Annotated in this window: 28 protein-coding genes; 23 read left to right on the forward strand and 5 right to left on the reverse strand. The window is 54.5% G+C overall.

Features of this window, described 5'->3' with window-relative positions; translation table 11 throughout:
* Nucleotides 1–15: 15 nt before the first annotated feature.
* From FEK42_RS18935 to flgA, 4 genes are all read right to left on the reverse strand, one after another.
* On the reverse strand, nucleotides 16–948 hold the full coding sequence (locus FEK42_RS18935) for a lysine-N-methylase (protein WP_135491968.1): 933 nt from the start codon (nucleotides 946–948) through the stop codon (nucleotides 16–18).
* Nucleotides 949–1,075: 127 nt separating this feature from the next.
* A complete protein-coding gene (locus FEK42_RS18940; protein WP_135491969.1) occupies nucleotides 1,076–1,504 on the reverse strand; it encodes a flagellar protein FlgN in 429 nt (142 codons plus the stop codon).
* A 12-nt stretch (nucleotides 1,505–1,516) separates the two neighbouring features.
* Nucleotides 1,517–1,795: a flagellar biosynthesis anti-sigma factor FlgM gene (gene flgM, locus FEK42_RS18945; RefSeq protein ID WP_135491970.1), complete on the reverse strand. Its 279-nt coding sequence runs from the start codon at nucleotides 1,793–1,795 to the stop codon at nucleotides 1,517–1,519.
* Between the two features lie 80 nt (nucleotides 1,796–1,875).
* Nucleotides 1,876–2,613 (reverse strand): flagellar basal body P-ring formation chaperone FlgA, encoded by a 738-nt coding sequence (flgA, locus tag FEK42_RS18950; RefSeq protein ID WP_135491971.1) that lies wholly within the window; start codon nucleotides 2,611–2,613, stop codon nucleotides 1,876–1,878.
* 81 nt (nucleotides 2,614–2,694) lie between these two features.
* Between flgA and FEK42_RS18955 the strand changes: the two genes are divergently transcribed.
* The 12 genes from FEK42_RS18955 to FEK42_RS19010 all read left to right on the forward strand — a co-directional run bounded on the left by FEK42_RS18955 (nucleotide 2,695) and on the right by FEK42_RS19010 (nucleotide 12,888).
* Nucleotides 2,695–3,030, forward strand: coding sequence for a flagellar basal body protein (locus FEK42_RS18955; RefSeq protein ID WP_000512950.1), 336 nt, complete (start codon nucleotides 2,695–2,697; stop codon nucleotides 3,028–3,030).
* Nucleotides 3,031–3,032: 2 nt separating this feature from the next.
* Nucleotides 3,033–3,464: a flagellar basal body rod protein FlgC gene (gene flgC, locus FEK42_RS18960; RefSeq protein WP_000010949.1), complete on the forward strand. Its 432-nt coding sequence runs from the start codon at nucleotides 3,033–3,035 to the stop codon at nucleotides 3,462–3,464.
* On the forward strand, nucleotides 3,464–4,177 hold the full coding sequence (locus tag FEK42_RS18965; protein ID WP_001093675.1) for a flagellar hook capping FlgD N-terminal domain-containing protein: 714 nt from the start codon (nucleotides 3,464–3,466) through the stop codon (nucleotides 4,175–4,177). The genes flgC and FEK42_RS18965 overlap by 1 nt, the downstream gene beginning before the upstream one ends.
* Before the next feature lie 144 nt (nucleotides 4,178–4,321).
* Nucleotides 4,322–5,524 (forward strand): flagellar hook protein FlgE, encoded by a 1,203-nt coding sequence (flgE, locus tag FEK42_RS18970; RefSeq protein ID WP_135491972.1) that lies wholly within the window; start codon nucleotides 4,322–4,324, stop codon nucleotides 5,522–5,524.
* Nucleotides 5,524–6,261 (forward strand): flagellar basal body rod protein FlgF, encoded by a 738-nt coding sequence (locus tag FEK42_RS18975; protein ID WP_135410627.1) that lies wholly within the window; start codon nucleotides 5,524–5,526, stop codon nucleotides 6,259–6,261. Before flgE ends, FEK42_RS18975 begins: the two co-directional genes overlap by 1 nt.
* 178 nt (nucleotides 6,262–6,439) lie before the next feature.
* On the forward strand, nucleotides 6,440–7,225 hold the full coding sequence (gene flgG, locus FEK42_RS18980) for a flagellar basal-body rod protein FlgG (protein ID WP_000990540.1): 786 nt from the start codon (nucleotides 6,440–6,442) through the stop codon (nucleotides 7,223–7,225).
* An 83-nt stretch (nucleotides 7,226–7,308) separates the two neighbouring features.
* Nucleotides 7,309–7,974 carry a flagellar basal body L-ring protein FlgH gene (gene flgH / locus FEK42_RS18985; protein WP_131161630.1) on the forward strand — a complete coding sequence of 222 codons (666 nt, stop codon included), beginning with the start codon at nucleotides 7,309–7,311 and terminating at the stop codon, nucleotides 7,972–7,974.
* Nucleotides 7,975–7,988: 14 nt separating this feature from the next.
* A complete protein-coding gene (locus FEK42_RS18990) occupies nucleotides 7,989–9,089 on the forward strand; it encodes a flagellar basal body P-ring protein FlgI (protein WP_138211432.1) in 1,101 nt (366 codons plus the stop codon).
* Complete coding sequence (locus FEK42_RS18995; RefSeq protein ID WP_135491973.1) at nucleotides 9,089–9,388, forward strand: rod-binding protein; 300 nt, start codon at nucleotides 9,089–9,091, stop codon at nucleotides 9,386–9,388. The genes FEK42_RS18990 and FEK42_RS18995 overlap by 1 nt, the downstream gene beginning before the upstream one ends.
* Nucleotides 9,389–9,573: 185 nt before the next feature.
* Entirely contained in the window at nucleotides 9,574–10,950 is a 1,377-nt protein-coding gene (gene flgK / locus FEK42_RS19000; RefSeq protein WP_135491974.1) for a flagellar hook-associated protein FlgK, read from the forward strand.
* Nucleotides 10,951–10,964: 14 nt separating this feature from the next.
* Nucleotides 10,965–11,894 carry a flagellar hook-associated protein FlgL gene (flgL, locus tag FEK42_RS19005; RefSeq protein WP_131161627.1) on the forward strand — a complete coding sequence of 310 codons (930 nt, stop codon included), beginning with the start codon at nucleotides 10,965–10,967 and terminating at the stop codon, nucleotides 11,892–11,894.
* Nucleotides 11,895–11,910: 16 nt separating this feature from the next.
* Nucleotides 11,911–12,888 (forward strand): flagellar hook-associated protein, encoded by a 978-nt coding sequence (locus tag FEK42_RS19010; RefSeq protein WP_135491975.1) that lies wholly within the window; start codon nucleotides 11,911–11,913, stop codon nucleotides 12,886–12,888.
* Between the two features lie 54 nt (nucleotides 12,889–12,942).
* Here FEK42_RS19010 and FEK42_RS19015 read toward each other — a convergent pair whose 3' ends face one another.
* Nucleotides 12,943–13,785 carry a winged helix-turn-helix domain-containing protein gene (locus FEK42_RS19015; RefSeq protein WP_135491976.1) on the reverse strand — a complete coding sequence of 281 codons (843 nt, stop codon included), beginning with the start codon at nucleotides 13,783–13,785 and terminating at the stop codon, nucleotides 12,943–12,945.
* Between the two features lie 481 nt (nucleotides 13,786–14,266).
* Here FEK42_RS19015 and lafA point away from each other — a divergent pair, with 481 nt between their 5' ends.
* From lafA to FEK42_RS19075, 11 genes are all read left to right on the forward strand, one after another.
* Nucleotides 14,267–15,181, forward strand: coding sequence for a lateral flagellin LafA (gene lafA, locus FEK42_RS19020; RefSeq protein ID WP_000949083.1), 915 nt, complete (start codon nucleotides 14,267–14,269; stop codon nucleotides 15,179–15,181).
* Between the two features lie 289 nt (nucleotides 15,182–15,470).
* A complete protein-coding gene (gene fliD / locus FEK42_RS19030; RefSeq protein WP_135491978.1) occupies nucleotides 15,471–16,787 on the forward strand; it encodes a flagellar filament capping protein FliD in 1,317 nt (438 codons plus the stop codon).
* 22 nt (nucleotides 16,788–16,809) lie between these two features.
* The gene (fliS, locus tag FEK42_RS19035) at nucleotides 16,810–17,202 is read left to right on the forward strand and encodes a flagellar export chaperone FliS (RefSeq protein WP_135491979.1); all 393 of its coding nucleotides are present in this window, start codon (nucleotides 16,810–16,812) and stop codon (nucleotides 17,200–17,202) included.
* Between the two features lie 4 nt (nucleotides 17,203–17,206).
* On the forward strand, nucleotides 17,207–17,518 hold the full coding sequence (locus FEK42_RS19040; protein ID WP_135409518.1) for a flagellar protein FliT: 312 nt from the start codon (nucleotides 17,207–17,209) through the stop codon (nucleotides 17,516–17,518).
* Nucleotides 17,515–18,564: a flagellar hook-length control protein FliK gene (locus FEK42_RS19045; protein WP_135491980.1), complete on the forward strand. Its 1,050-nt coding sequence runs from the start codon at nucleotides 17,515–17,517 to the stop codon at nucleotides 18,562–18,564. The genes FEK42_RS19040 and FEK42_RS19045 overlap by 4 nt, the downstream gene beginning before the upstream one ends.
* 7 nt (nucleotides 18,565–18,571) lie before the next feature.
* Nucleotides 18,572–19,039 (forward strand): flagellar basal body-associated FliL family protein, encoded by a 468-nt coding sequence (locus tag FEK42_RS19050; RefSeq protein WP_135491981.1) that lies wholly within the window; start codon nucleotides 18,572–18,574, stop codon nucleotides 19,037–19,039.
* A gap of 19 nt (nucleotides 19,040–19,058) precedes the next feature.
* A complete protein-coding gene (locus FEK42_RS19055) occupies nucleotides 19,059–19,775 on the forward strand; it encodes a FliA/WhiG family RNA polymerase sigma factor (RefSeq protein ID WP_130218408.1) in 717 nt (238 codons plus the stop codon).
* Between the two features lie 12 nt (nucleotides 19,776–19,787).
* A complete protein-coding gene (gene motA / locus FEK42_RS19060; RefSeq protein WP_131161619.1) occupies nucleotides 19,788–20,651 on the forward strand; it encodes a flagellar motor stator protein MotA in 864 nt (287 codons plus the stop codon).
* Nucleotides 20,652–20,653: 2 nt separating this feature from the next.
* The gene (gene lafU, locus FEK42_RS19065) at nucleotides 20,654–21,577 is read left to right on the forward strand and encodes a putative lateral flagellar export/assembly protein LafU (protein WP_138211924.1); all 924 of its coding nucleotides are present in this window, start codon (nucleotides 20,654–20,656) and stop codon (nucleotides 21,575–21,577) included.
* 70 nt (nucleotides 21,578–21,647) lie between these two features.
* The gene (gene dinB / locus FEK42_RS19070; RefSeq protein ID WP_130209685.1) at nucleotides 21,648–22,703 is read left to right on the forward strand and encodes a DNA polymerase IV; all 1,056 of its coding nucleotides are present in this window, start codon (nucleotides 21,648–21,650) and stop codon (nucleotides 22,701–22,703) included.
* On the forward strand, nucleotides 22,700–23,152 hold the full coding sequence (locus FEK42_RS19075; protein ID WP_135491985.1) for a GNAT family N-acetyltransferase: 453 nt from the start codon (nucleotides 22,700–22,702) through the stop codon (nucleotides 23,150–23,152). Before dinB ends, FEK42_RS19075 begins: the two co-directional genes overlap by 4 nt.
* Nucleotides 23,153–23,163: the final 11 nt, after the last annotated feature.

Here is a 23,163-nt window from a genome sequence, read left to right on the forward strand (position 1 = left end):
ACCGGCCTGAAAGCGTTAGCAAGGTAGCAGCGAAAACGCATAAAGCAGCGGCTCTGCACAACATTCAGCCTGAATTTGTTGGCGAATCAGCAGCGCATTTTCACTCTCTCGCCAGCGTTCAAACACTGCGAAGAGGGCGAAAATATCCTCCTGTCGTAGCGGTGAATCATCCAGCGTCCACAAACTGATTAACGTGCGGATGAGATAAAAATCGCACACCAGCAGGAAAAAATCCGCCCCGTCAGCCTGGCCAATCACATCGTGGTAAACCCGGTAAATCAGCCAGTTGCGCATCATCCACGGTGCGGCGGCAAAATGCTGTTGCCACGTGGTTTGCCACTGCGTCTGAAGCTGCTGTTGCAACAGGGCTTCGCTATTGGCGTCATGCAGCGTCAGCAAAGTCACCTGCAACGGCAGCGAGGCTTTGCGTGGGCTTTCCGGCAGAATCGACCAGTCAAATGCACAACTGCCGAGCAGCGTCACCAGCTGCCGTGCCAGCTGTGGTACGGGCGGCAGCTGGGCGAACTGTGCCTGCAGCGTGCCTTTTTTCGCATGATTGCCCAGCGCCTGTGGCAGCGTCGTCAAACGGGCCAGAGTGTCGCCATCCCTGCCTGGCATTTTACTGGCGCGGGAGAGCAGGATACCGACGGCATACAATGACATTTCTGGTGTTAAATCGGGGAGCGTAAGGGTGCTCAAAATTATCTGGTTTACTATCGCATCGCGCGCGGATAGTGCTGCGGCATTTTCTTCCACAGGGCGATAGGTAAGCTGTAAATCAAAGGCTCTGGCATCGTTGAGCACCGCTTCGCAGCTTTCTGGCTCTGTCAGCATCAGGCTCTGACGAATCTCATTCTTCCAGACCTTACGGACGTATAAAGGCGAACCGGGGTGCTGCGCCAAAAAATTGCGTACAAATTCCGGCTCGTAACATTCAATAAAACTCATAGGTGGCTTCCAGTCTTTATTACTTCGCGGAATGTGCAATAAGTGTGCCGGGAATTTTTGTAATCAAAAACAAAGGATTGAGAATCAGGCGGAAAATCCGTTTCCGCGATGGGGGAAGGAATTGTCGTTATTCCTGATAGAGAAAATCTGCTTCGCTGCCTAAAAACGACTGAATAAATTCATACTGGCGAATCAACAGCTCGCCGTTTTTATCGTTGTAGGCTTTGCATCGTTCCGCCTTTTGCTCAAGGCGTTGCCACAACTGTTGTGCTGCCGCTTTTTGGACTGCCGGAAGCCATGTAAAAACCTGCGCCAGACCGTCACGATTGACGCTAACGTTGAGCATTTTCAGCAGGCTGTGCCGTTGATGGCTATGTCTATGCAACTGCTCATAGTGATGCGTTATCTCCTCGTTTACTGCCAGCAGCTCCTCGCTGGCGCGGCGAATCATGCAGATCCGCTGGCGCTGGAGACGTTCGCGCAGGCAATCATACAGCGTGTCATCGTCACGAATTCCCTGCAGCAGCGCCTTCACCTGTTGTAACCGGATACTCACTTCATCGGCCTCTTAGTTCTGGAAAAAGCTCAGCATGTCGCTGGCTAACTGTTCGGTGTCCACTTGCAGGCTGCCGGAGGCCAGCATCGCCTGCATTTTCGCCACGTTGTCGCTGTTGATATCGCTCTCTTGCTGGTCGTTCAGCGTTTGCTGGGCGGACTGTAATCCCGCCTGAGTAATGTCGTCGGCGCTCAGCGTCGTGGTGGTGGCCGCCGTGCTTTTACGCGACTGGCTGGAGCCTGCCGTTGTGGCTGTCGGGCGATTGCCTGGCATAGTCGGGGTGATTTTCATCGCAACCTCGTCTCGGTATTGGGGTGGGTTACTCCGGTAAAGCGGTTACCAGGCGGAAAAACTTTAATCGCCAGCGCAAATTACTCCGCGCTTACCGTCGTCACCACGCCGCTTTCTGCCACCATTGCGCTGATGACCCGCTGGCTACTGGCATTGCGCACTTTCACCATCTCGCCTTTGCGGCCATTTTTCAGCGCCACGCCGGGCATCGAGGCGGTGATCCCCGCGTTCTGGTAAACAATCATCACCGGCTGATCGCGTTCGACCAGCACAGGCGAAACCAGCTCTTCTTTGGTGAGCGGCCTGCCCGGTTGCAGCGCGTGCTTACTGCTTAAACCAATCGCATCATCGAGATCCATCAACACATCGCGGCGCTGGGCGCTGACGTTGTAGGGCTTCAACTCCACATCATTCGCCGTGAGCGGCGTATCGCGGGCAACCAGTGACTTCGCCATTACCACCGGCACCAGAACATCCGGGCGCACCGCCACGTTCATCTGCCAGCTTTGCGGGCAACTGGCGGTGAAGTTCATCCGGTTGAGGGCGATTTCCGCAGGCGACGTCAGTGTTACGGCGGGTGCTGTAGCACAGGGCGCGGCGGTCGCAATCTGCGAGGGAATGTAGACGTTAAAAGTGTAGCGATAGTCATGCCAATGCCGCTGCTGCGCCAGCGATTCAATTTCCTGGCTCGCGGCATTCAGCACCTGGGCGTTGACTTGTTCCCGCGCGCTGTGTTGCACGGGATGGACGGCGGCGTAGCCCGGTAAGGCCAGCGCCAGGAGGAAGAACATCTTCCGCCCGCAAAATTGAAAACTCATAAACCCTTTCTCTTCAGTGACTTAAAAAATGGCACGGTAATTGCCTAGCGTATGCGGATTGAAGCAGGAGTGACGCAAGAAATGGGGATCAGTTTTCAGCAGGCATTGGGAGTGCATCCGCAGGCAGTGAAGTTACGTCTTGAGAGGACCGAGCTACTGACTGCGAATCTGGCGAATGTCGATACGCCAAATTTCAAGGCTAAAGATATTGATTTTGCCAGGGAGATGCAACGGGCAAATAACGCGGCGGTGGATGTCCAGTATCGCGTGCCAATGCAGCCGTCGGAAGATGGCAACACCGTGGAACTGAACAGCGAACAGGCGCGGTTTTCACAAAATAGTATGGATTATCAAAGCAGTCTGACCTTTCTGAATCTGCAAATCAGCGGCATCAGAGAGGCCATTGAAGGGAAATAAGCATGTCTTTTACTGATATCTATCAGATTTCCGGCTCGGCGATGACGGCGCAAACGCTACGTCTGAATACCGTTGCCAGTAACCTGGCGAATGCCAATGCGCCCGCCAGCAGTGAGGCGCAGGCGTATAAAGCGCGCAGCCCGGTGTTTGCGGCGGTGTATCACCACAGCTTGCTGGCGGGAACGCATCGTCATGCGATCGACGGCGCCAGCGTGCAGGTGCAGGACGTGCTGCAAACCGGCGGGGCGGTGAAACGCTATGAACCGCATTCTCCGCTGGCGGATGCCAACGGTGATGTCTGGTATCCCGACGTCAACGTGGTGGAACAGATGGCGGACATGATGTCGGCCTCGCGCGATTTCGAAACCAACGTCGATGTGCTCAACAACGTGAAAAGTATGCAGCAAAGCCTGCTGAAACTGGGAGAAGCCTGATGAATACCCTGGCGCTGAATGCGCAATCGCCGCAGCCGACCGCCACGGCGGAAAGCAACAATGTGGCGGCCAGCGACACGCAAAGCAGCAGCGATAGCTCGCCCGTCGATACTTTCCTGACGCTGTTTGTCGCCGAGATCCAAAACCAGGACCCGACCGACCCGACCGACGCCACCGAATATATCGACCAGCTTTCGTCGATGGCGCAGGTGGCGATGATGGAAGAGATGAGCGTGCAGGCCAACACCAACGCGGTGCTGATGAGCAACATTCAGGTGATGGCGCTCGGTAACCTGGTGGGCGACGACATTATGGTGCAGACCACCGCCCTGCAGGTGAGCGACCAGACCATTAACGGTCGCGCCACGCTTGACGACGCCTGTACTACCGCCGATCTCCACTTTACCGATGCCGCAGGCGATGACTACACCGTCTCGCTGATCCCGCAAGGGAGTTCGTCCGTCGGGCCAGGGCAGGTCGATTTCTCGGTGAACCCTGCCGATTACGGTATCCCGCCGGGGGATTACGACGTTTCGGTGGTCACTAACACCGGGGAAGAGGAGGTGCCGATTGAAGTCTCCGGCGAAGTGGAAGATGTGCGCATCCCGCTCGACGGCAGCTCTCCGGTGCTCAACGTTGCAGGCGTGGGCGAAGTACCGTTCACCATGATTAGCCAGTTTGGCGTACCCGATGCCGACAGTGATGTGGCGTGATGTCCGGTGCCAAATTGCCTGATGCGCTTCGCTTATCAGGCCTACATGAATCTGCATGGTTTTGTAGGCCGGATAAGGCGTTCACGCCGCATCCGGCAAAACAACGGGCACGCTGTCAAAAATTTGAATTAACAGGACGAAACAATGAGTTATGAAATTGCCGCAACGGGGCTGAATGCCGTTAACGAACAGCTGGACGGGATCAGTAACAACATCGCCAACGCCGGAACGGTGGGCTATAAGTCGATGACCACCCAGTTTTCCGCCATGTATGCCGGAAGTCAGGCGATGGGCGTCAGCGTGGCGGGTACCGCGCAAAGTATCTCTCGCGGCGGTTCTCTGGTATCGACCGGCAACGCGCTGGATCTGGCGATTAACGACGACGGCTTTTTTGTTACCTGCGACAGCGCGGGCAACATTTCTTATACCCGCGCCGGATCGTTTGAAACCGACAAAAACGGCTATATCGTTAACGCCTCAGGCGCTTATTTGCAGGGCTATCCGGTCGATGACAGCGGCACCCTGCAAACCGGTACAGTCACAGATATCCAGATCAAAACCGGCAATATTCCGGCGCAGGCCAGCAGCAGCCTGACTTTTACCGCCAACTTCGATGCCAGCGACGCGGCTATAGACCGTACAACCGTACCGTTCGACGCGACCAACAGCAGCTCCTATACCGACAGTTACACCACCACGGTATATGACTCATTAGGCAACGAACACTCGGTATGCCAGTACTTCACCAAAACCAGCGATAACACCTGGGAAGTGCAGTACACCTTCGACGGTCAGCAGCAGACTGGTGTTCCGGCGACCACCTTAACCTTCGACCCGAACACCGGGAAGCTGACCTCGCCAACCTCGCCGCAGACCATTGAGTTTCAGACCGACGCCGCCGCGCCCATCGACTTAACCGTTGATTACTCCACCTGTACGCAATACGGCTCTGAATTTTCTGTCACCACCAACGCCGCCAACGGCTACGCCTCCGCGACTCAGAACGGTGTGCAGGTTGATGACGATGGCAAAGTTTACGCCACCTACAGCAACGGCGAACGCATGTTGCAGGGCCAGGTGGTGCTGGCGACGTTCCCCAACGATGACGGCCTGCAAGCGGTGAGCGGCACCGCGTGGGTACAAACCGGGGAATCTGGTACGCCGCTGATTGGCGTTCCCGGCTCCGGCACTTGCGGCACGCTCACGTCAGGTGCGCTTGAAAGCTCCAACGTCGATATCACCAGCGAACTGGTCAACCTGATGACCGCCCAGCGTAACTATCAGGCCAACACCAAAGTTATCGCCACCAGCACGCAGCTCGATGACGCGCTGTTCCAGGCAATGTAATGGATCGCTTGATTTATACCGCCCTGAGCGGTGCTTCTCAGACTCTGTACGAGCAGCAGATTAGCGCCAACAACCTGGCGAACGTCAACACCAACGGTTTTCGCGCCGACATGGCGATGGCGACCAACGACAAGGTGAAAGGCGGCGGCTTCGACACGCGCTATATGGCGCAGGAAGGGGCCAGCGGCGTGAACGATAGCACGGGCGTGGCGGAGAAAACTGAACGCCCGCTGGACGTGGCGATTCAGGGCGCGGGTTACATTGCGGTGCAGGATAAAAACGGCAACGAAGTCTATACCCGCAACGGCAACATTCAGCAGGACGACCAGGGGCAGCTGACCATCGACGGCAATCGGGTACTGGGGGATAACGGGCCGATCATTCTGCCGCCGAACGCCATCGCCTCGTTTGGCAGCGACGGCACGCTCTCGGTGACGCCCGATGACGGCGACGTGACCGCGACGATGGATATCGATCGCCTGAAGCTGGTGGATATTCCGGTTGCTGACCTGGCGAAAAACGGCGAAGGGATGCTGATAACGGCAGACGGCGTTCCGGCCCAGCGCGATGAAAATATCAAGGTCAGCGGCGGCTTTCTGGAGGGCAGCAACGTCTCGGCGGTGAGCGAAATGATGTCGTCCATCGCCATGAACCGCCAGTTTGAAGCGCAGATCAAAATGATGAAAACCGCCGAAGATATCAGCGACGCGGGCAACCGCTTATTGCGCGGCTCGTAACCGCACATCGTAGGCCGGATAAGGCGTTTACGCCGCATCCGGCAGTTATGCGGCGGTGCCTGATGCGACGCTTTGCGTCTTATCAGGCCTACAAGCCTGTGCCCAAACCGTAGGCCGGATAAGGCGTTTACGCCGCATCCGGCAACCGCGGCCCAAAAATAACACGGAATTTACCACCATGAACGCAGCATTATGGATCAGCAAAACCGGCCTCTCGGCGCAGGATGCTGAAATGAGCGCGATTGCCAACAACATCGCCAACGTTAACACCACCGGCTTTAAGCGCGACCGGGTGATGTTTCAGGATCTGTTTTACCAGACCCAGGAAGCACCGGGCGCGATGCTCGACCAGAACAACATCATGCCGACCGGGCTGCAATTCGGTAGCGGCGTGCGCATTGTCGGCACTCAGAAAACCTTTACCGAAGGCAACGTCGAAACCACCGATAACGCCATGAATGTCGCCATTATGGGGCAGGGATTTTTGCAGGTGCAAAAGGCCAATGGCGATATCGCTTATACCCGCGACGGCAATTTGCAGGTGAACGCCGATGGCGTACTGACCAACTCGCAGGGCTTGCCGTTGCAGCCGGAAATCGATGTTCCGGCGGGGGCGACCAATGTTGCGTTTGGCGAAGATGGTACGGTGACGGCGATTCTTCCTGGTGACAGCGACGTGACCGAGTTAGGGCAACTGACGCTGGTTAACTTCGCTAACCCGGCGGGGCTTTCCGCCGAGGGTGACAACCTCTATCTGGAAACTGCCGCCAGCGGTCAGCCGACCGAAGGCGTACCGGGCGAAGATGGGCTTGGCACCTTGCAGGACAACGCGCTGGAAGGATCGAACGTGGATATCGTCAACGAAATGGTGGCGATGATTACGGTGCAACGCGCTTACGAGATGAACGCCAAAATGGTGTCGGCAGCGGACGATATGTTGCAGTACATCAGCCAGACGCTGTAAGGCCGAAATGTCGGATGCGACGCTGACGCGTCTTATCCGACCTACAAGAGCACATAACTCACTGTATTTAAAACAGGCAGAACGTGAAAAATTATCTCTGGCTGGTGGCACTGCTTCCCCTGCTTAGCGGGTGTGAATCGCAGGCCATTCTGGTCAAAAAAGACGACGCATACTTTGCGCCACCAACCACCGAAGCGCCGCCTCCGGCAGACGGACGTGCCGGGGGCGTGTTTGAAACCGGCTACAACTGGTCGCTCACCGCCGACCGGCGGGCTTACCGCGTGGGCGATATCCTGACGGTGATCCTCGAAGAATCCACCCAGTCGAGCAAACAGGCGAAAACCAACTTCGGCAAAAGCAACACCGTCGATATCGGCGCGCCGACGATTTTTGGACACACCAAAGATAAGCTTTCCGGCTCTATCGACGCCAACCGCGACTTTGACGGCAGCGCCACTTCCCAGCAGCAGAACAGCTTGCGCGGGGAGATCACTGTTTCTGTACATGGTGTGCAGCCCAACGGCATCCTGGAAATTCGCGGCGAGAAATGGCTGACCCTCAACCAGGGCGATGAGTACATCCGTTTAAGCGGCCTGGTGCGCGCCGACGACATCCAGAACGACAACTCGGTTTCCTCCCAGCGGATTGCCGATGCCCGCATCTCCTATGCCGGACGCGGCGCGTTAAGCGACGCCAACGCCGCAGGCTGGCTGACGCGGCTGTTTAACCATCCTCTGTTCCCGATTTAATGCCGGAGAGTGCAATGCAAAACTGGATAAAAACGGTGGTCGTAGCCGTAAGCCTGACGCTGCCCGGCGTGGCGCTGGCGCAATCGCTGGAGTCGCTAGTCAACGTACAGGGCGTGCGCGAAAACCAACTGGTCGGCTACAGCCTGGTGGTCGGCCTCGACGGCACGGGCGATAAAAACCAGGTCAAATTCACCAACCAGACCATTACCAATATGCTGCGCCAGTTTGGCGTGCAGCTGCCGAATAAAATCGACCCGAAGGTGAAAAACGTCGCGGCGGTGGCGGTGAGCGCCACATTGCCGCCGATGTACTCGCGCGGGCAGACCATTGATGTCACCGTTTCGTCGATTGGCGATGCCAAAAGTATTCGTGGCGGCACTTTGTTGTTGACGCAGTTGCACGGTGCAGATGGCGAAGTTTATGCCCTGGCGCAGGGCAGCGTGGTGGTGGGCGGGATGAATGCCACCGGGGCCAGCGGTTCCAGCGTGACGGTTAACACGCCGACCGCTGGGTTAATTCCCAACGGCGCGACGGTGGAGCGCGAGATCCCCAGCGATTTTCAGATGGGCGACACCATCACCCTCAACCTGAAACGTCCGTCGTTTAAAGATGCCAACAATATTGCGGCGGCGATCAACGCCTCGTTTGGCGGCATCGCCACGGCGCAGAGTTCCACCAACGTTACCGTGCGCGCGCCCACCAGCCCCGGCGCGCGGGTGGCGTTTATGTCGCAACTGGACGATGTGCAGGTGCAGGCAGAGAAAATCCGCGCCCGCGTGGTGTTTAACTCGCGCACCGGCACGGTGGTGATGGGCGATGGCATCGCGCTGCATGCGGCGGCGGTGTCGCACGGCAGTTTGACCGTCTCGATTAACGAAACCAGCAACGTCAGCCAGCCGAATGCCTTTGCGGGCGGGCGCACGGCGGTAACGCCGCAGAGCAATATCGCGGTGAATCATGCGCGCCCTGGCGTGGTGAGTTTGCCGGAGTCGAGCAGCCTGAAAACGCTGGTTAATGCGTTGAACAGTTTAGGCGCGACGCCGGATGACATTATGTCGATTTTGCAGGCGCTGCATGAGGCGGGCGCGCTGGATGCCGACCTGGAGGTGATCTGATGAAAGTGAACGCCAGCGGTGGGATTGACGGCAGCGATGCGTTAATGGGGCCGAAGGTTCAGGCCAATGATATCAAGCAGGCCGCGGAGCAGTTTGAGGCGATTTTTTTACGCAACATGCTGAAAGAGATACGTAAAACCAACGAGTTGTTTGATTCGAAAGATAACCCGTTTAACAGCGATTCGGTGCGCATGATGCAGGGGTTTTATGACGATGAGTTGTGTAACACCCTGGCGCAGCAGCATGGGATTGGCATTGCGGCGATGATTGTGAAGCAGCTGTCGCCGAAGCATAAATGAGGCTCCGGCGTTCGGTGCCTGATGCGACGCTGTCGCGTCTTATCAGGCCTACGAGTCCGCGCATATTTTTATGTTTGCGCCCGTATGTACGCCGCATCCGGCATTTGGCACCCGGTTTACGGAACTTAAGAATCCCCATCTTCACGCCGCTTTTAACCGGCACGATTTACCGGTAAGGATCCAACATGGACATGATTAACATCGGCTACAGCGGCGCATCAACCGCGCAGGTGGAGCTGAACGTCACGGCGCAAAACACCGCCAACGCCATGACCACGGGCTACACCCGTCAGGTGGCGGAGATCAGCACCATCGGTGCCAGCGGCGGTTCGCCAAACAGCGCTGGTAACGGCGTGCAGGTCGACAGCATTCGCCGCGTCTCTAACCAGTATCAGGTGAATCAGGTGTGGTATGCCGCCAGCGATTACGGCTATTACAGCACCCAGCAGGGGTATCTCAGCCAGCTGGAAGCCGTATTGAGCGACGATAACAGCAGCCTGAGCGGCGGGTTCGATAACTTTTTCGCCGCCCTTAACGAAGCGACCACCAGTCCTGATGACTCGGCCCTGCGCGAGCAGGTGATCAGCGAAGCCGGGGCGCTGTCGTTGCGTATTGATAACACGCTCGATTACGTCGACTCGCAAAGTACGGAAATCATCAGCCAGCAGCAGGCGATGGTGTCGCAAATCAACACGCTCACCAGCGGCATCGCCAGCTATAACCAGCAAATCGCCCAGGCCGAAGCCAACGGTGATAACGCCTCCGCGCTTTACGACGCTCGCGATCAGATGGTGGAAGAACTCAGCGGGATGATGGATGTGCAGGTCAATATCGACGACCAGGGCAACTACAACGTTACCCTGCAAAACGGTCAGCCGCTGGTGAGCGGGCAACAAAGCTCGACCATCGCGCTGGAAACCAACGCCGATGGCACGCCGACCATGTCGCTGACCTTCGCCGGAACGACCTCGACGATGACCACCGACACCGGCGGTTCATTAGGCGCACTGTTTGATTATCAAAACGATGTACTGACGCCGCTGACCGACACCATCAACAGCATGGCGTCGCAGTTTGCCGATGCGGTCAACAACCAGCTGGCGCAGGGCTACGATCTCAACGGTAACCCCGGCGAGCCGCTGTTTATTTACGATGCCAGTAATGCCGATGGCCCGCTGACCGTTAACCCGGATATCACCGCCGATGAGCTGGCGTTCTCCAGTTCGCCGGACGAAAGCGGGAACAGCGACAACCTGCAGGCGCTGATCAATATCTCCACCGAACCGCTGGAGATCGCCAACCTCGGCAGCGTGACGGTAGGGCAGGCGTGCTCGTCAATCATCAGCAATATCGGCATTTACAGTCAGCAAAACCAGACGGAAGTCGATGCCGCGTCCAATGTCTATTCAGAAGCGCAAAATCAGCAGAGTAGCGTCAGCGGCGTCAGCATGGACGAAGAAGCGGTGAACCTCATCACCTATCAACAAATTTATGAAGCCAATCTGAAAGTCATTTCCGCCGGGGCCGAGATTTTCGATTCGGTGCTGGAAATGTGCAGCTAAGCGGGAGCGCGAAAATGCGAGTAACCACCCAACAAACCTACGTCTCGATGACGCAAAGTTTTAATGATCTCTCCGGCGATCTGGCGCATGTGGTCGAGCAGATGGCAACCGGCAAGCAGATTTTGCAGCCGTCGGACGATCCCATCGCCGCCACGCGCATCACCCAGTTGAACCGCCAGCAGTCGGCGATTGAGCAGTATCAGAGCAATATCGACTCCGCGTCGGCGGGGTTAAGCCAGCAGGAGTCGATTCTCGATGGCGTCAACAACAGCCTGCTGGCGGTGCGTGACGACCTGCTGGAAGCGGCGAACGGCACCAATACTGCTGATTCGCTCGCAAGCCTCGGCCAGGATATTGAGTCGCTCACCGAATCGATGGTCGCGGCGCTGAACTATCAGGACGAAGACGGGCACTACGTGTTTGGCGGCACTATCAACGATCAGCCGCCGATTGTGGCAGTGGACGATGACGGCGACGGCGTTACCGACAGCTACAGCTATCAGGGTAACAGCGACCACCGCCAGACCACGGTGTCGAACGGCGTGGAAGTGGATACCAACGTGGCGGCGAGCGATTTCTTCGGCAGCAATTTAGACGTGCTCAACACGCTTAATTCGCTCTCCCAGGAGCTGCAAAACCCGGACGTTGACCCGGCCGATCCGCAGGTGCAGAGCGATATTCAGAACGCCGTCGATGTGGTGGACACCGCCTCGGACGACCTCAATGCCTCGATTGCGTCGCTCGGCGAGACGCAGAACACCATGTCGATGCTGAGCGATGCACAGACCGATATCTCTACCTCTAATGATGAGCTGATTGGTTCATTGCAGGATCTCGATTACGGCCCGGCGTCAATCACCTTTACCGGACTGGAAGTGGCAATGGAAGCTACCCTCAAGACTTACTCGAAAGTGAGTGAGTTGAATTTGTTCAGCGTTCTCTAACTCTTTCAGGAACAGTATGCAGGTCGGACTTACTTCTTCGTCACTCGCCACCGGCGGCGCGCACAGCGCTGCGGTATCGTCGTCAACCGTTGCGCCCACTCAGGCGGTGCGGCAAAAACTCCCGGCGACGGCGAGTGAATATCCGGCCTCGCCGCTGATTACCACTCGCCCGCAGCGTTACAGCGTGCAGCTTAATGACCAGCTCACCACGTTGCAGCAGGCGGATCATTATCTCGGGCAACTGGAGCAGCAGTTGCTCGATTATCGACACAGCCAGCGCAAAGGCGGGCAGGCGCAGAGTTCGGCGCTGATGCAGATGCTGGACAAGCGCACGACTCTTTCTGGCGGTGCGGTGGACCGCCAGCTGCAGCCAGTGTTGCAGGGCGAAGCGCGGGTGAGCTTTCACTCGCCGGATCTGGCGAATCTGGTAAACAATCCCACGCCGGGAACGCGTATGTTCAGCGTCTCTGACGGGCGGCAGACTCAGCTTTCAGCGGTAATGCTGTCTGAGGATGACAACGTCGGGCAGTACCAGACGCGGCTGACCAACGCCCTGCGCCGCGTGGGCGTGCAGATGCATCAAAACGCCGATGGTATAAGTTTCTCCACCACTGAAAAACAGTGGCCCAACATTGAAAGCACCTTAAGCGTGCGCACCGATGGTGATAAATCAGCGTTTATGCCACTTAAAACCTTTGCCGAACCGTCGCAGGCGGACCGCTTAGTGCAAAGCCTGCAACAGGGCGGAGCGGGGATTTCTCAGACGTTAGAAAGCATTAATCAGCAGCGTGCGCAGATGGCGGTACAGCAGGAAAAGGCGCGGCAGTTGATCGACGGCATGTCGCGCTTCCCGCAAACGGAAAACGCGGTGCAGGCGTCGGAAAACCTCGGCGGCGTACTCGATAGCGCCAATCATAATTATCAGATTTTATTGCAGGCGGTGAACGGTCAGGCGCGAATTTCCAGCCAGACGGTGAGGAGTTTATTGGGGTAATTATCAGCCGGATAAGACGCCTTTAGCGTCGTATCCGGCATATATTGGCACTCATCAGCACTTCTGCACAGTATTTAACAACTTCTCTAAATTCTGATACATCGCGCTATTAATATCGCTATTCTGCCAGCTATCCACATTAAAAGTTAATTGCCAGCTACCGTTGCACTGGTTGCGCAGAACAATATCACTCTCCAGTCGGTTACGAACATATTTATAATAGGTTGTCATTGTCATATTATGCGCTGACAATAAATTATCGAGTTTGTTTTTCCCTGGTGCGAGGGTTTGTGACAGTAACGGTGCGGAATTATTTTCTTTTCCAGAACTAAGATGAAATATTTTTATTCTTGGACTGTTAATTGACTCTTTTACCAGTTGCGGGGCGTCAGGTGTACTTTTCAAGTGTGAATACCCCACGGTCGAGCCAATAAATATAACAGCCGCGGTCAACGCTAACCCCATCAGTCCTTTATGTTTTTTTCTAACAGGCACCGGCGGTGTTGTAGAAGATATCTCTTCTGGTACTGTTTCCTGTATCTGGTCGGTAATAATCAGTTTTTCCGCAGGCGATGAGTCCGGCAAAGACACATACTCTTTATTGCACAGGTAACCTTTTTTCGGAATTGTTTTAATAATGTTCTGTTGTTTGCCATCATCGTCGATAGCAACGCGTAACGCATGGATCGCCGTCGGCAGGCTGTTTCCGCCGACAATACGGTTCTTCCATACTTCGGCACATAAATAAGATCGCGATAAAACCGTCTCGGCATTTTTTGCTAATGTTTCCAGCAAAATAAAATGGTATTCGCCGAGACGACGTGTTTCACCCGTTTCACAATGTATTAAGGCATTAAGCGACGAGTCCATTCGCCAGTTGTTGATAATAATACTCATGGTTGAGTTTACCTTAGCAAGGGATAAATGTTTCCTGATAGCACACTGCATAGAACAGTGTTTTATGCGTCCCTGAGAAGATGATTTGTTTACGTGATAATTAATATTTTATGGTAATAGGATTATTCCTAATCACTATGTGGTGGAATGTAACGAAATGGCGGGTCCGTCACAATAGTAAAATGTGTACTATTTGCAACGCAATGTAAGTTTTGGCATCAGTACATTGAGAAAAAAACGATTTTACTGAAAGTAATCTTAATCATATCAAGCAATTGATAACGACATATTTTGACACCTGGCCATGTGGCAGATATTGCTAATAATCTTTTTATCTGAATTTAACTTCTGCTTTTTTTAGCTAAAAGTGGCATCAGATAAAGCATCGTGAAAATTTTTTAAATCGATTTTAAGTTTGCTCCTGAGGTGTCGTTTTTACAGGATATCGAAACGAAAACGATTAATCCCAAGGAGCAGTATCATGTTATCTATTAACACCAATAACGCCTCAATGGCCGCCGTTAATGCAATCAGCAAAAGCAGCTCTTCTCTGTCTACATCTATGGAACGCCTGGCGACAGGTAACCGGATTAACTCTTCTGCCGATGACGCAGCGGGCAAACAAATTGCTAACCGTCTGACAGCACAGTCCAGCGGTATGGGTGTGGCGCTGAGCAATATCAATGATGCCACCGCGATGCTGCAAACCGCCGACAGCATGTTCGACGAAATGTCTGACGTGCTGGGTCGTATGAAAGACCTGTCAACTCAGGCAGCGAACGGCACCTACAGCGACGACGATCTGCAGGCGATGCAGGACGAATACGACGAACTGGGTCAGCAGATGTCTGACATGCTGCAAAACACCACTTACGGCGGCACCAACCTGTTCGGTGTTTCCGGTACCAGCAACACCGGTACTGACGGTCTGTTCCAGAGCGCAGTAACTTTCCAGGTGGGCGCGGAATCTTCCGACACCATGACCGTGAATATTTCAAGCCAACTGAACACGCTGGTGACTGACCTTTCTGCAATCAGCAACTCTTTTAGCGCGGATCAGGCTGACACCACTGGCACCGCAGGCGTGTCTGGCGGTACTGAACTGACTGCGTCTGGCTCGGCTAACCAGATGATCACCAGCATTTCTACTGCGATGGATGATGTTTCGCAGATCCAGTCCAAGCTGGGTGCCTCTATCAACCGTCTGAACGATACCGCCAACAACCTGACCAGCATGCAGGACAACACCGAAGTCGCTATCGGTAACATCATGGATACCGACTACGCGACGGAAGCGTCCAACATGACCAAACAGCAGGTGCTGATGCAGACTGGTATCACCATGCTGAAACAGTCCAACAGCATGTCCAGCATGGTTTCCAGCCTGCTGCAGTAGTGCGGGATTGCCGGATGCGGCGTGAACGCCTTATCCGGCCTACAAAATATTGCAAATTCAATATTTTGCAGAAACCTTGTAGGCCTGATAAGCGCAGCGCATCAGGCAGTGTTGCGTTTGTCATCAGTCTCAACACCGCCTGCGGGCGGTGTTGTGCTTTCTGCGGCAGACACTCTTCCGCCAGACCGGAAACGCTATTTCCGCCTGTTTTTCAATCTATTGATTATTCACATAAAAAATATTGGCACGCCTTTTGCCAATAACCTGACATCGTTATCCGGAGTCATCAATGATCAACCCAAGAACCATTGCGCAAGAAATCGCTTATGCAGATGTCGCCACTCAGGCAGCAAATTTGCAGGAGAAGCAAACGGAGCTGGATGCTGAAAGCAGCGGCCTGGACTCGCTCAGCTCGGCGTTGAGCGATTTCCAGAGCGCCGTCGACGCGCTGAACAGCGATACCGACGGCCCGGTGACTTTTGCCGCCACCAGCAATAATGACTCGGCAACTGTTTCCGCTAACTCGCAGGCACAGGCGGGAAGCTACTCATTTTTCGTTGAGCAACTGGCGCAGGGGCAGCAGACCACGTTCAGTATGGGCGATGACACCTTTTCTGCGACGGGCACTTTTGAACTGACCATGGGCGACAGCACCATGGATATCGACCTGGCGGCGGCGGACCAGAGCGGTGACGGCGACGGTTTTATCGACGCCAGCGAACTGGTGAGCGCGATTAACAACTCCGACGACAATCCGGGCGTGTCGGCAGCACTGGTAAAAACCGATGGCACCACCACCATTATGCTCACCTCCAATAGCACAGGGGCACAGAGCGCGTTTTCGGTGAGCGTAACGGGGCATGACGCCAGCAACGATAGCGCCAGCGCGCCCGTTGCCACGGATGTTTCCTCAGCTCAGGACGCGATTATTCATCTCGGCAGCGCCACGGGGCCTGAGATCACCAACAGCAGCAATACGTTTGATGATGTGATCCCCGGCGTCACCATGACTTTCACCGAAGTCAGCGATTCTGACAGCGATCTCACTACCTTTAACATCAGCGAAGATTCCAGCGCCAGCCAGGAGAAAGTACAGACCTTTGTCGATGCCTATAACACCTTGATTGATACGGTTGATTCGCTGACCACTCACGGTGATGACAGTACCAGCGCCGGGGTATTTGCGGGCGACGCCGGACTCAGTTCACTGGCGAACCAGCTCGATGACATCGCCCATGCCAGCTACAACGGCGTGTCGATTGTTGACTATGGCATCACCCTCGATTCTCACGGCCACTTACAAATTGATTCTGACCAGTTCAACGATGAAATGAAGAAAAATCCTGACGGCCTGACGTCTATTTTCGTTGGTGATAACAGCATGGTGGCGCAGATGGACGACCTGATTAACACCTACACGGACTCCAGCAACGGCATCATCACCCTGCGCCAGCAGAACATTGACGATCAGATGAGCAAAATTCAGGACGAAGGCGACCAGCTTACCGATACCTATAACGCCAACTACGACCGTTATCTCGAGGAGTACACCAACACGTTGGTCGAGGTATACACCATGAAAGCCAGCATGGCGGCATTCGCGTAACTCAGAAGGAATATCCCTAAAGATGTACCAGGTACAGGACGGCTATTCGCAATACAAAGAGATCGATCTCGCGGCGCGTACTGCGGCGGCATCTCCGCTTGAACTGGTGCTGGTGCTGTTTTCTGGCCTGATGGACGAGCTGGAACGCGCCAAAAGCCATATTGAAGGGCGGCGTTTCGAGAAGAAAGCCCAGAGCATCAATAAATGCATCGACATTCTCAATGCGCTCACCAGTTCGCTTGAGTTTGAAACTGGCGGCGAGCTGGTGGTCAACCTTTCGCGCCTCTATGACCACTGTGTGTATCGCTTGTATGAAGCCAGCGGCGAACTGTCGGCAGAGAAAATCGATGAAGTGATGCTGATCTTAAGCAACCTGCGCGAAGGCTGGGAAGGGCTTTCGGGCAAGCAGGGTTAAGACGATGGAAAAACAACGCAGGCAACTTTTCGCGCTGGTTGAGGCGATGAATGAAGCCCTCGACAAGCAACGCTGGCGACGCCTTCCGGCACTGCATCAGCAGTTGATGCGCCAGTTTCACGATTACGCGGCGGTGGAAACCGACGCGGCGCAGTTATGTGTGGTGAAGGCGCAACTGTACGGCGCGTTTAATGCCCTGATTAAACGGCGCGAGCAGCGCGCAGAAGTGTTGAAGGCGCGTATGGAACAGCATCAGCGGCATCAGGAAGGCGTACTGGCCTACTCAATTGTTAATTTACTTTCGGAGAAGTCATGAATCCGGCATTGCTTGCCACGCTCGGAACGCTTGCGGAAACGGCGTCGCTGAAAGCGAATATTTTACCGCCGGTGAGCGGTGAAAACGCGCCCGCGTTTACCCTGCCGAAAATGGCGGTCGCGGCGGTGGCGGAGCGCGTTCATAGCGCTAAAACCAGTCAGCAACAGGCGACGCGCCCGCAGGAGAATGATCCGGTGGCGATGCAGGCGCTAATGGCGCTGTTACTTCCGCAACCTGCCGCACCGCATCAGGACACGCCGCAGCCGCGAAACGTCGCAACATCGCCGGTTATCCAGCAATTGACGAAAGCGGTGGTGCAAAACGCGCCGCAACAGCAGGAACTCACGCCGTTGCCGCCGCAGCTGCAGGAACTGATCAGTCAGTTGCCGCAGGCGAAACCCGAACAGCAGGCCAGACTAGCGACTTACGCCAGTGAAGATTTACATGCCATTGCGCCGACGCAGCCGCGCGTATCGGCACAGCCAGCTCGCCCGAAACCTGAACTAACCCGTGTGACCGCGCGACCGCAGGTCGAGCGTAAAACGGAAAAAGTGCCGGACAGCGAACCGGTTATTGCGCGTGCGGTGTTGCAGGTTAAGACGCCGGAGCTGGTCAGCGATCATCAGGAGATTGTCGCCAAACCTGTCACGCTTTCGATGGATGAACTGGGCGAAAAACTGACGACGCTGTTGAAAGATCAGATCCACTTTCAGCTCAACAAACAACAGCAGATCTCCACCATCCGTCTCGATCCACCGTCGCTTGGCAAGCTCGAGATCGCCGTACAACTCGACAACGGTAAACTGATGGTGCACATCGGCGCGAACCAAAGTGAAGTTTGCCGCGCGTTACAGCAGTTTAGCGACGATCTCCGCCAGCATCTGACGGCGCAAAATTTTATGGAGGTGAACGTACAGGTTTCCTCCGAAGGGCAGTCGCAGCAACAACAACAGTCGGGCCATCAGCAGGAAGAGGTGAGTGCCGCCTTACAGCTTGATGATGCGCCTCAATTTCAACAGAACGAATCCGTTTTGATCAAAGTGTAAAGGCAATATGAAGAAAATCGTGGTGGCGGGCGTGGTCAGCGCCGTTCTGGCGTTGGTGGTGGGGGCCGGAGCTGGATGGGGTGTCTGGCATCATTATGCCGGAAAAGGAAAACCGACGGCCGCCGCGCAGACGGAAACGGTGGCAACCCTGGATGAGAGTAAAAGCGTATTTGTGACGCTACCGGAAACCATTGTCACGCTGCATGACAACAACGGCGCGGACCATTATTTGTCAGCGGAATTAGTGATGGTGGTCGCCAGTGATAAAGAAGCGGAAAAAATAAAACATCAGGAGCCGCTGTATCAAAGTATTGCGGTTGAATGCCTGACGGAAATGAAATTTGAAGATTTGCGCGGCATGAAAATATCTGCCATCCGCAAACTGATTTCTGACGCGTTAAAGAAAGATCTTCAGCGTCGCAAAATGAGCGCACCGTATAAGGATTTGCTGGTGAAAAAAGTGGTCTTCCAATAATCACCAGGCGGATATAAACATGCTACAGGACGTATTCGAGTCAGAAGAATTTGCTGCTGCGCCGGTATTAACCCCGCAGCAGGAGAGCCACTATTTACAGGCTTATTTACCGCTGGTGCGTAAAGTGGTGCGGCATCTTGCGCCGCAGTGTAATTGCATTATTGATCGTCAGGATATGGAACAAACGGCGTTAATAGGGCTGCTTAACGCCATTCGCCGCTACGGGCTGCCGGACGAAGGTTTTGCGGGCTATGCTGTGCACCGTATTCGCGGCGCGATCCTTGATGAGTTGCGCGCTCTCGACTGGCGACCGCGCCAGCTGCGACAGAAATATCATCAGATGAAAGACCTGATTCGCGAAACGCGTAAAAAACTGGGACACGAGCCGGAGTGGTCAGAACTGGCCGTGGAAGGGATCTCGCATGGAGATTACCTCGAATACCAGCAACTGGAAGGGGCGGAAACGCTCGCCAGTCTCGACGAATTACTGAACGGTGAAGGGCCTGGCATTCCGCTTGCTGGCAGGGAGCTGGAAGATCAGTTTGTCACCCAGCAAATGTTGCAACAGGCGCTTTCACAATTAAGCGAAAAAGAGCAACTGATCCTCTCTATGTATTACCAGCATGAGATGAATCTCAAAGAGATTGCGCTGGTATTAGGGCTAACCGAGGCCCGAATTTGTCAATTGAATAAACAGATCGCGCAGAAAATTCGTGATTTTGTCTATCCGAATTAAAGTGAAAAAATCATGCAAAAAATATTAGGTTTACTGGTGGTGCTCGGTTGTGTATTCGGCGGGTATTTTGAAGCGGGCGGCCAATTAATTGCTATCTGGCAGCCTGCAGAGATAGTTATTATTTTAGGTGCTGGTTTCGGGGCGATGATTATTGGTAACCCGAAGCATGTGCTGAAAGAGATCGCCCATCAAATTAAAGGCGTAATCAGTAAAAAACAGCTCGGACCGGAGTTTCAGCGCCAGCTATTAATGTGCCTGTATGAGTTGCTCGAAATGGTACAAAACGGTGGCCTGCGGATGTTGGATCAGCATATTGAGCAGCCGGAAGAGAGCACCGTTTTCCAGAAATACCCGCTGGTGTTAACTCAGAAACGGCTGGTGACCTTTATTGCCGATAACTTTCGCCTGATGGCGATGGGTAAAATTGACGCCCACGAACTGGAAGGCATTCTCGATCAGGAGCTGGACACCGCTGAAGAGGCGCTGTTAACGCCATCACGCTCACTGCAACGTACCGCCGAAGCGATGCCGGGATTTGGCATTTGCGCGGCGGTGCTGGGCATCATCATTACCATGCAGTCAATTGACGGATCTATCGCCCTGATCGGCCTGAAAGTGGCGGCGGCGCTGGTGGGGACGTTTTTAGGCGTGTTTATCTGCTACTGCCTGATGGACCCGCTTGCCAACGCGATGGAACAACAGGCGCGGGCGGAACATTCTTTGCTGGAATGCGTGCGTACCGTGCTGGTGGCGCAGGCAGGCGGAAAACCGACGCTGCTGGCGGTGGACGCCGGGCGTAAGCTGCTGCATCTGGCGTCCAAACCGACCTTCGCCAACCTCGACGCGTGGGTGAATGCGATGCTGGAGCAAGAATAAGCATGAGAAAGACGGGCAACCGCCGCGATCGTGGGGCAAAAACCACCATCGTTCGGCGGCAGATCAAAAAGAATCATGCCGGGCACCACGGCGGGGCGTGGAAGGTGGCGTTCGCCGACTTTACTTTGGCAATGATGGCGCTATTTATGACGCTGTGGATTGTCAACAGCGTCAGTAAATCCGAGCGTGAAAGCATTATCGCCGCGCTGCACGGGCAGTCGATTTTCAATGGCGGCGGGCTGTCGCCGTTAAATAAAATTAGCCCGTCTCATCCGCCAAAACCTGCCACCGTGGCGGTGCCGGAAGAGACGGAGAAAAAAGTGCGCGACGTTAACGAGAAAACGGCGCTGCTGAAGAAGAAATCCGCCACTGAGCTTGGCGAGCTGGCAACCAGTATTAACACCATCGCCCGTGATGCGCATATGGAAGCGAATCTGGAGATGGAGATTGTTCCCCAGGGATTACGCGTGCTGATTAAAGACGACCAGAACCGCAATATGTTTGAACGTGGCAGCGCGAAGATTATGCCGTTCTTTAAAACGCTGCTGGTGGAACTCGCGCCAGTGTTCGACTCGCTCGATAACAAAATTATTATTACCGGGCATACCGATGCGATGGCCTACAAAAACAATATCTACAACAACTGGAACCTTTCGGGCGATCGCGCGCTTTCGGCTCGTCGGGTGCTGGAAGAGGCCGGAATGCCGGAAGATAAAGTGATGCAGGTGAGCGCAATGGCGGACCAGATGCTGCTGGACGCCAAAAATCCGCAAAGCGCGGGTAATCGGCGCATCGAGATTATGGTGCTGACTAAAAGCGCGTCCGATACGCTGTATCAATACTTTGGTCAGCATGGGGATAAAGTGGTGCAGCCGCTGGTGCAAAAGCTGGATAAGCAGCAGGTGCTTTCGCAGCGAACGCGTTAAATGCTGAATCTTTACGCATTTCTCAAACCTTAAAATCACTGTATACTTTACCAGTGTTGAGAGGTGAGCAATGCGTAAAATCATTCATGTGGATATGGACTGCTTTTTCGCAGCGGTGGAGATGCGCGACAATCCCGCCCTGCGCGATATCCCTATTGCTATTGGCGGCAGCCGCGAACGTCGGGGGGTGATCAGCACCGCCAATTATCCCGCGCGTAAATTCGGCGTACGCAGCGCTATGCCGACAGGGATGGCGCTCAAATTATGCCCGCATCTCACCTTGCTTCCGGGGCGCTTTGACGCCTACAAAGAAGCCTCGAATCATATCCGCGAAATTTTCTCGCGTTACACTTCGCGCATTGAACCACTGTCGCTGGATGAAGCCTATCTCGACGTCACCGATAGTGTCCATTGCCACGGTTCTGCGACCCTCATCGCCCAGGAAATCCGCCAGACGATTTTCAACGAGCTGCACCTGACGGCGTCTGCGGGCGTTGCGCCAGTTAAGTTTCTCGCCAAAATCGCCTCCGACATGAATAAACCCAACGGCCAGTTTGTGATTACTCCGGCAGAAGTTTCGGCATTTTTACAAACCTTACCGTTGGCAAAAATTCCCGGTGTTGGCAAAGTCTCGGCAGCAAAGCTGGAAGCGATGGGGCTACGAACCTGCGGTGATGTGCAAAAGTGTGATTTGGTGACGTTGCTTAAACGCTTTGGCAAATTTGGCCGCATTTTGTGGGAGCGTAGTCAGGGGATTGACGAGCGCGACGTTAACAGCGAACGGTTGCGAAAATCCGTCGGCGTGGAACGCACGATGGCGGAAGATATTCATCACTGGTCTGAATGTGAAGCGATTATCGAGCGGCTGTATCCGGAACTTGAACGCCGTCTGGCAAAGGTAAAACCTGATTTACTGATTGCTCGCCAGGGGGTGAAATTAAAGTTCGACGATTTTCAGCAAACAACTCAGGAGCACGTCTGGCCGCGGCTGAATAAAGCTGACTTAATCGCCACCGCGCGTAAAACCTGGGATGAACGTCGCGGCGGGCGCGGTGTGCGACTGGTGGGGCTGCATGTGACGTTGCTTGACCCGCAAATGGAAAGACAACTGGTGTTGGGATTATGAATAACATACAAATAAGAAACTATCAGCCTGGCGATTTTCAGCAACTATGCGCTATTTTCATTAGAGCGGTTACGATGACCGCCAGTCAGCATTATTCTCCACAACAAATTGCCGCCTGGGCGCAGATTGACGAATCTCACTGGAAAGAGAAACTCGCACAATCACAAGTGCGGGTTGCAGTCATTAATGCACAACCGGTTGGTTTTATTTCCCGCATTGAACATTATATCGATATGTTATTTGTTGACCCGGAATACACCCGCCGCGGTGTCGCCAGCGCCTTGTTAAAACCTTTGATTAAGTCTGAATCCGAACTTACGGTGGATGCCAGCATAACCGCAAAACCCTTTTTTGAACGTTATGGTTTTCAGACAGTTAAGCAGCAGCGAGTTGAATGCCGGGGAGCGTGGTTTACTAATTTTTATATGCGATATAAACCGCAACATTAAATCCAGCTTGC

The sequence above is a fragment of the Escherichia sp. E2748 genome (assembly GCF_005781125.1).
Taxonomy (GTDB): domain Bacteria; phylum Pseudomonadota; class Gammaproteobacteria; order Enterobacterales; family Enterobacteriaceae; genus Escherichia.

Bases quoted from the DNA above. Each gene is read 5' to 3' on its own strand.
- FEK42_RS19075 (WP_135491985.1), top strand. From the start codon at position 22,700: ATGAATAACATACAAATAAGAAACTATCAGCCTGGCGATTTTCAGCAA.
- FEK42_RS19040 (WP_135409518.1), top strand. From the start codon at position 17,207: ATGGAAAAACAACGCAGGCAACTTTTCGCGCTGGTTGAGGCGATGAAT.
- flgG (WP_000990540.1), top strand. From the start codon at position 6,440: ATGAACGCAGCATTATGGATCAGCAAAACCGGCCTCTCGGCGCAGGAT.
- FEK42_RS18995 (WP_135491973.1), top strand. From the start codon at position 9,089: ATGAAAGTGAACGCCAGCGGTGGGATTGACGGCAGCGATGCGTTAATG.
- lafA (WP_000949083.1), top strand. From the start codon at position 14,267: ATGTTATCTATTAACACCAATAACGCCTCAATGGCCGCCGTTAATGCA.
- FEK42_RS19045 (WP_135491980.1), top strand. From the start codon at position 17,515: ATGAATCCGGCATTGCTTGCCACGCTCGGAACGCTTGCGGAAACGGCG.
- flgK (WP_135491974.1), top strand. From the start codon at position 9,574: ATGGACATGATTAACATCGGCTACAGCGGCGCATCAACCGCGCAGGTG.
- FEK42_RS18935 (WP_135491968.1), bottom strand. From the start codon at position 948: ATGAGTTTTATTGAATGTTACGAGCCGGAATTTGTACGCAATTTTTTG.
- flgE (WP_135491972.1), top strand. From the start codon at position 4,322: ATGAGTTATGAAATTGCCGCAACGGGGCTGAATGCCGTTAACGAACAG.
- flgA (WP_135491971.1), bottom strand. From the start codon at position 2,613: ATGAGTTTTCAATTTTGCGGGCGGAAGATGTTCTTCCTCCTGGCGCTG.
- fliD (WP_135491978.1), top strand. From the start codon at position 15,471: ATGATCAACCCAAGAACCATTGCGCAAGAAATCGCTTATGCAGATGTC.
- FEK42_RS18955 (WP_000512950.1), top strand. From the start codon at position 2,695: ATGGGGATCAGTTTTCAGCAGGCATTGGGAGTGCATCCGCAGGCAGTG.
- fliS (WP_135491979.1), top strand. From the start codon at position 16,810: ATGTACCAGGTACAGGACGGCTATTCGCAATACAAAGAGATCGATCTC.
- FEK42_RS18975 (WP_135410627.1), top strand. From the start codon at position 5,524: ATGGATCGCTTGATTTATACCGCCCTGAGCGGTGCTTCTCAGACTCTG.
- FEK42_RS19015 (WP_135491976.1), bottom strand. From the start codon at position 13,785: ATGAGTATTATTATCAACAACTGGCGAATGGACTCGTCGCTTAATGCC.
- FEK42_RS18990 (WP_138211432.1), top strand. From the start codon at position 7,989: ATGCAAAACTGGATAAAAACGGTGGTCGTAGCCGTAAGCCTGACGCTG.
- flgC (WP_000010949.1), top strand. From the start codon at position 3,033: ATGTCTTTTACTGATATCTATCAGATTTCCGGCTCGGCGATGACGGCG.
- FEK42_RS19010 (WP_135491975.1), top strand. From the start codon at position 11,911: ATGCAGGTCGGACTTACTTCTTCGTCACTCGCCACCGGCGGCGCGCAC.
- FEK42_RS19050 (WP_135491981.1), top strand. From the start codon at position 18,572: ATGAAGAAAATCGTGGTGGCGGGCGTGGTCAGCGCCGTTCTGGCGTTG.
- lafU (WP_138211924.1), top strand. From the start codon at position 20,654: ATGAGAAAGACGGGCAACCGCCGCGATCGTGGGGCAAAAACCACCATC.
- FEK42_RS19055 (WP_130218408.1), top strand. From the start codon at position 19,059: ATGCTACAGGACGTATTCGAGTCAGAAGAATTTGCTGCTGCGCCGGTA.
- flgL (WP_131161627.1), top strand. From the start codon at position 10,965: ATGCGAGTAACCACCCAACAAACCTACGTCTCGATGACGCAAAGTTTT.
- flgM (WP_135491970.1), bottom strand. From the start codon at position 1,795: ATGAAAATCACCCCGACTATGCCAGGCAATCGCCCGACAGCCACAACG.
- FEK42_RS18965 (WP_001093675.1), top strand. From the start codon at position 3,464: ATGAATACCCTGGCGCTGAATGCGCAATCGCCGCAGCCGACCGCCACG.
- motA (WP_131161619.1), top strand. From the start codon at position 19,788: ATGCAAAAAATATTAGGTTTACTGGTGGTGCTCGGTTGTGTATTCGGC.
- dinB (WP_130209685.1), top strand. From the start codon at position 21,648: ATGCGTAAAATCATTCATGTGGATATGGACTGCTTTTTCGCAGCGGTG.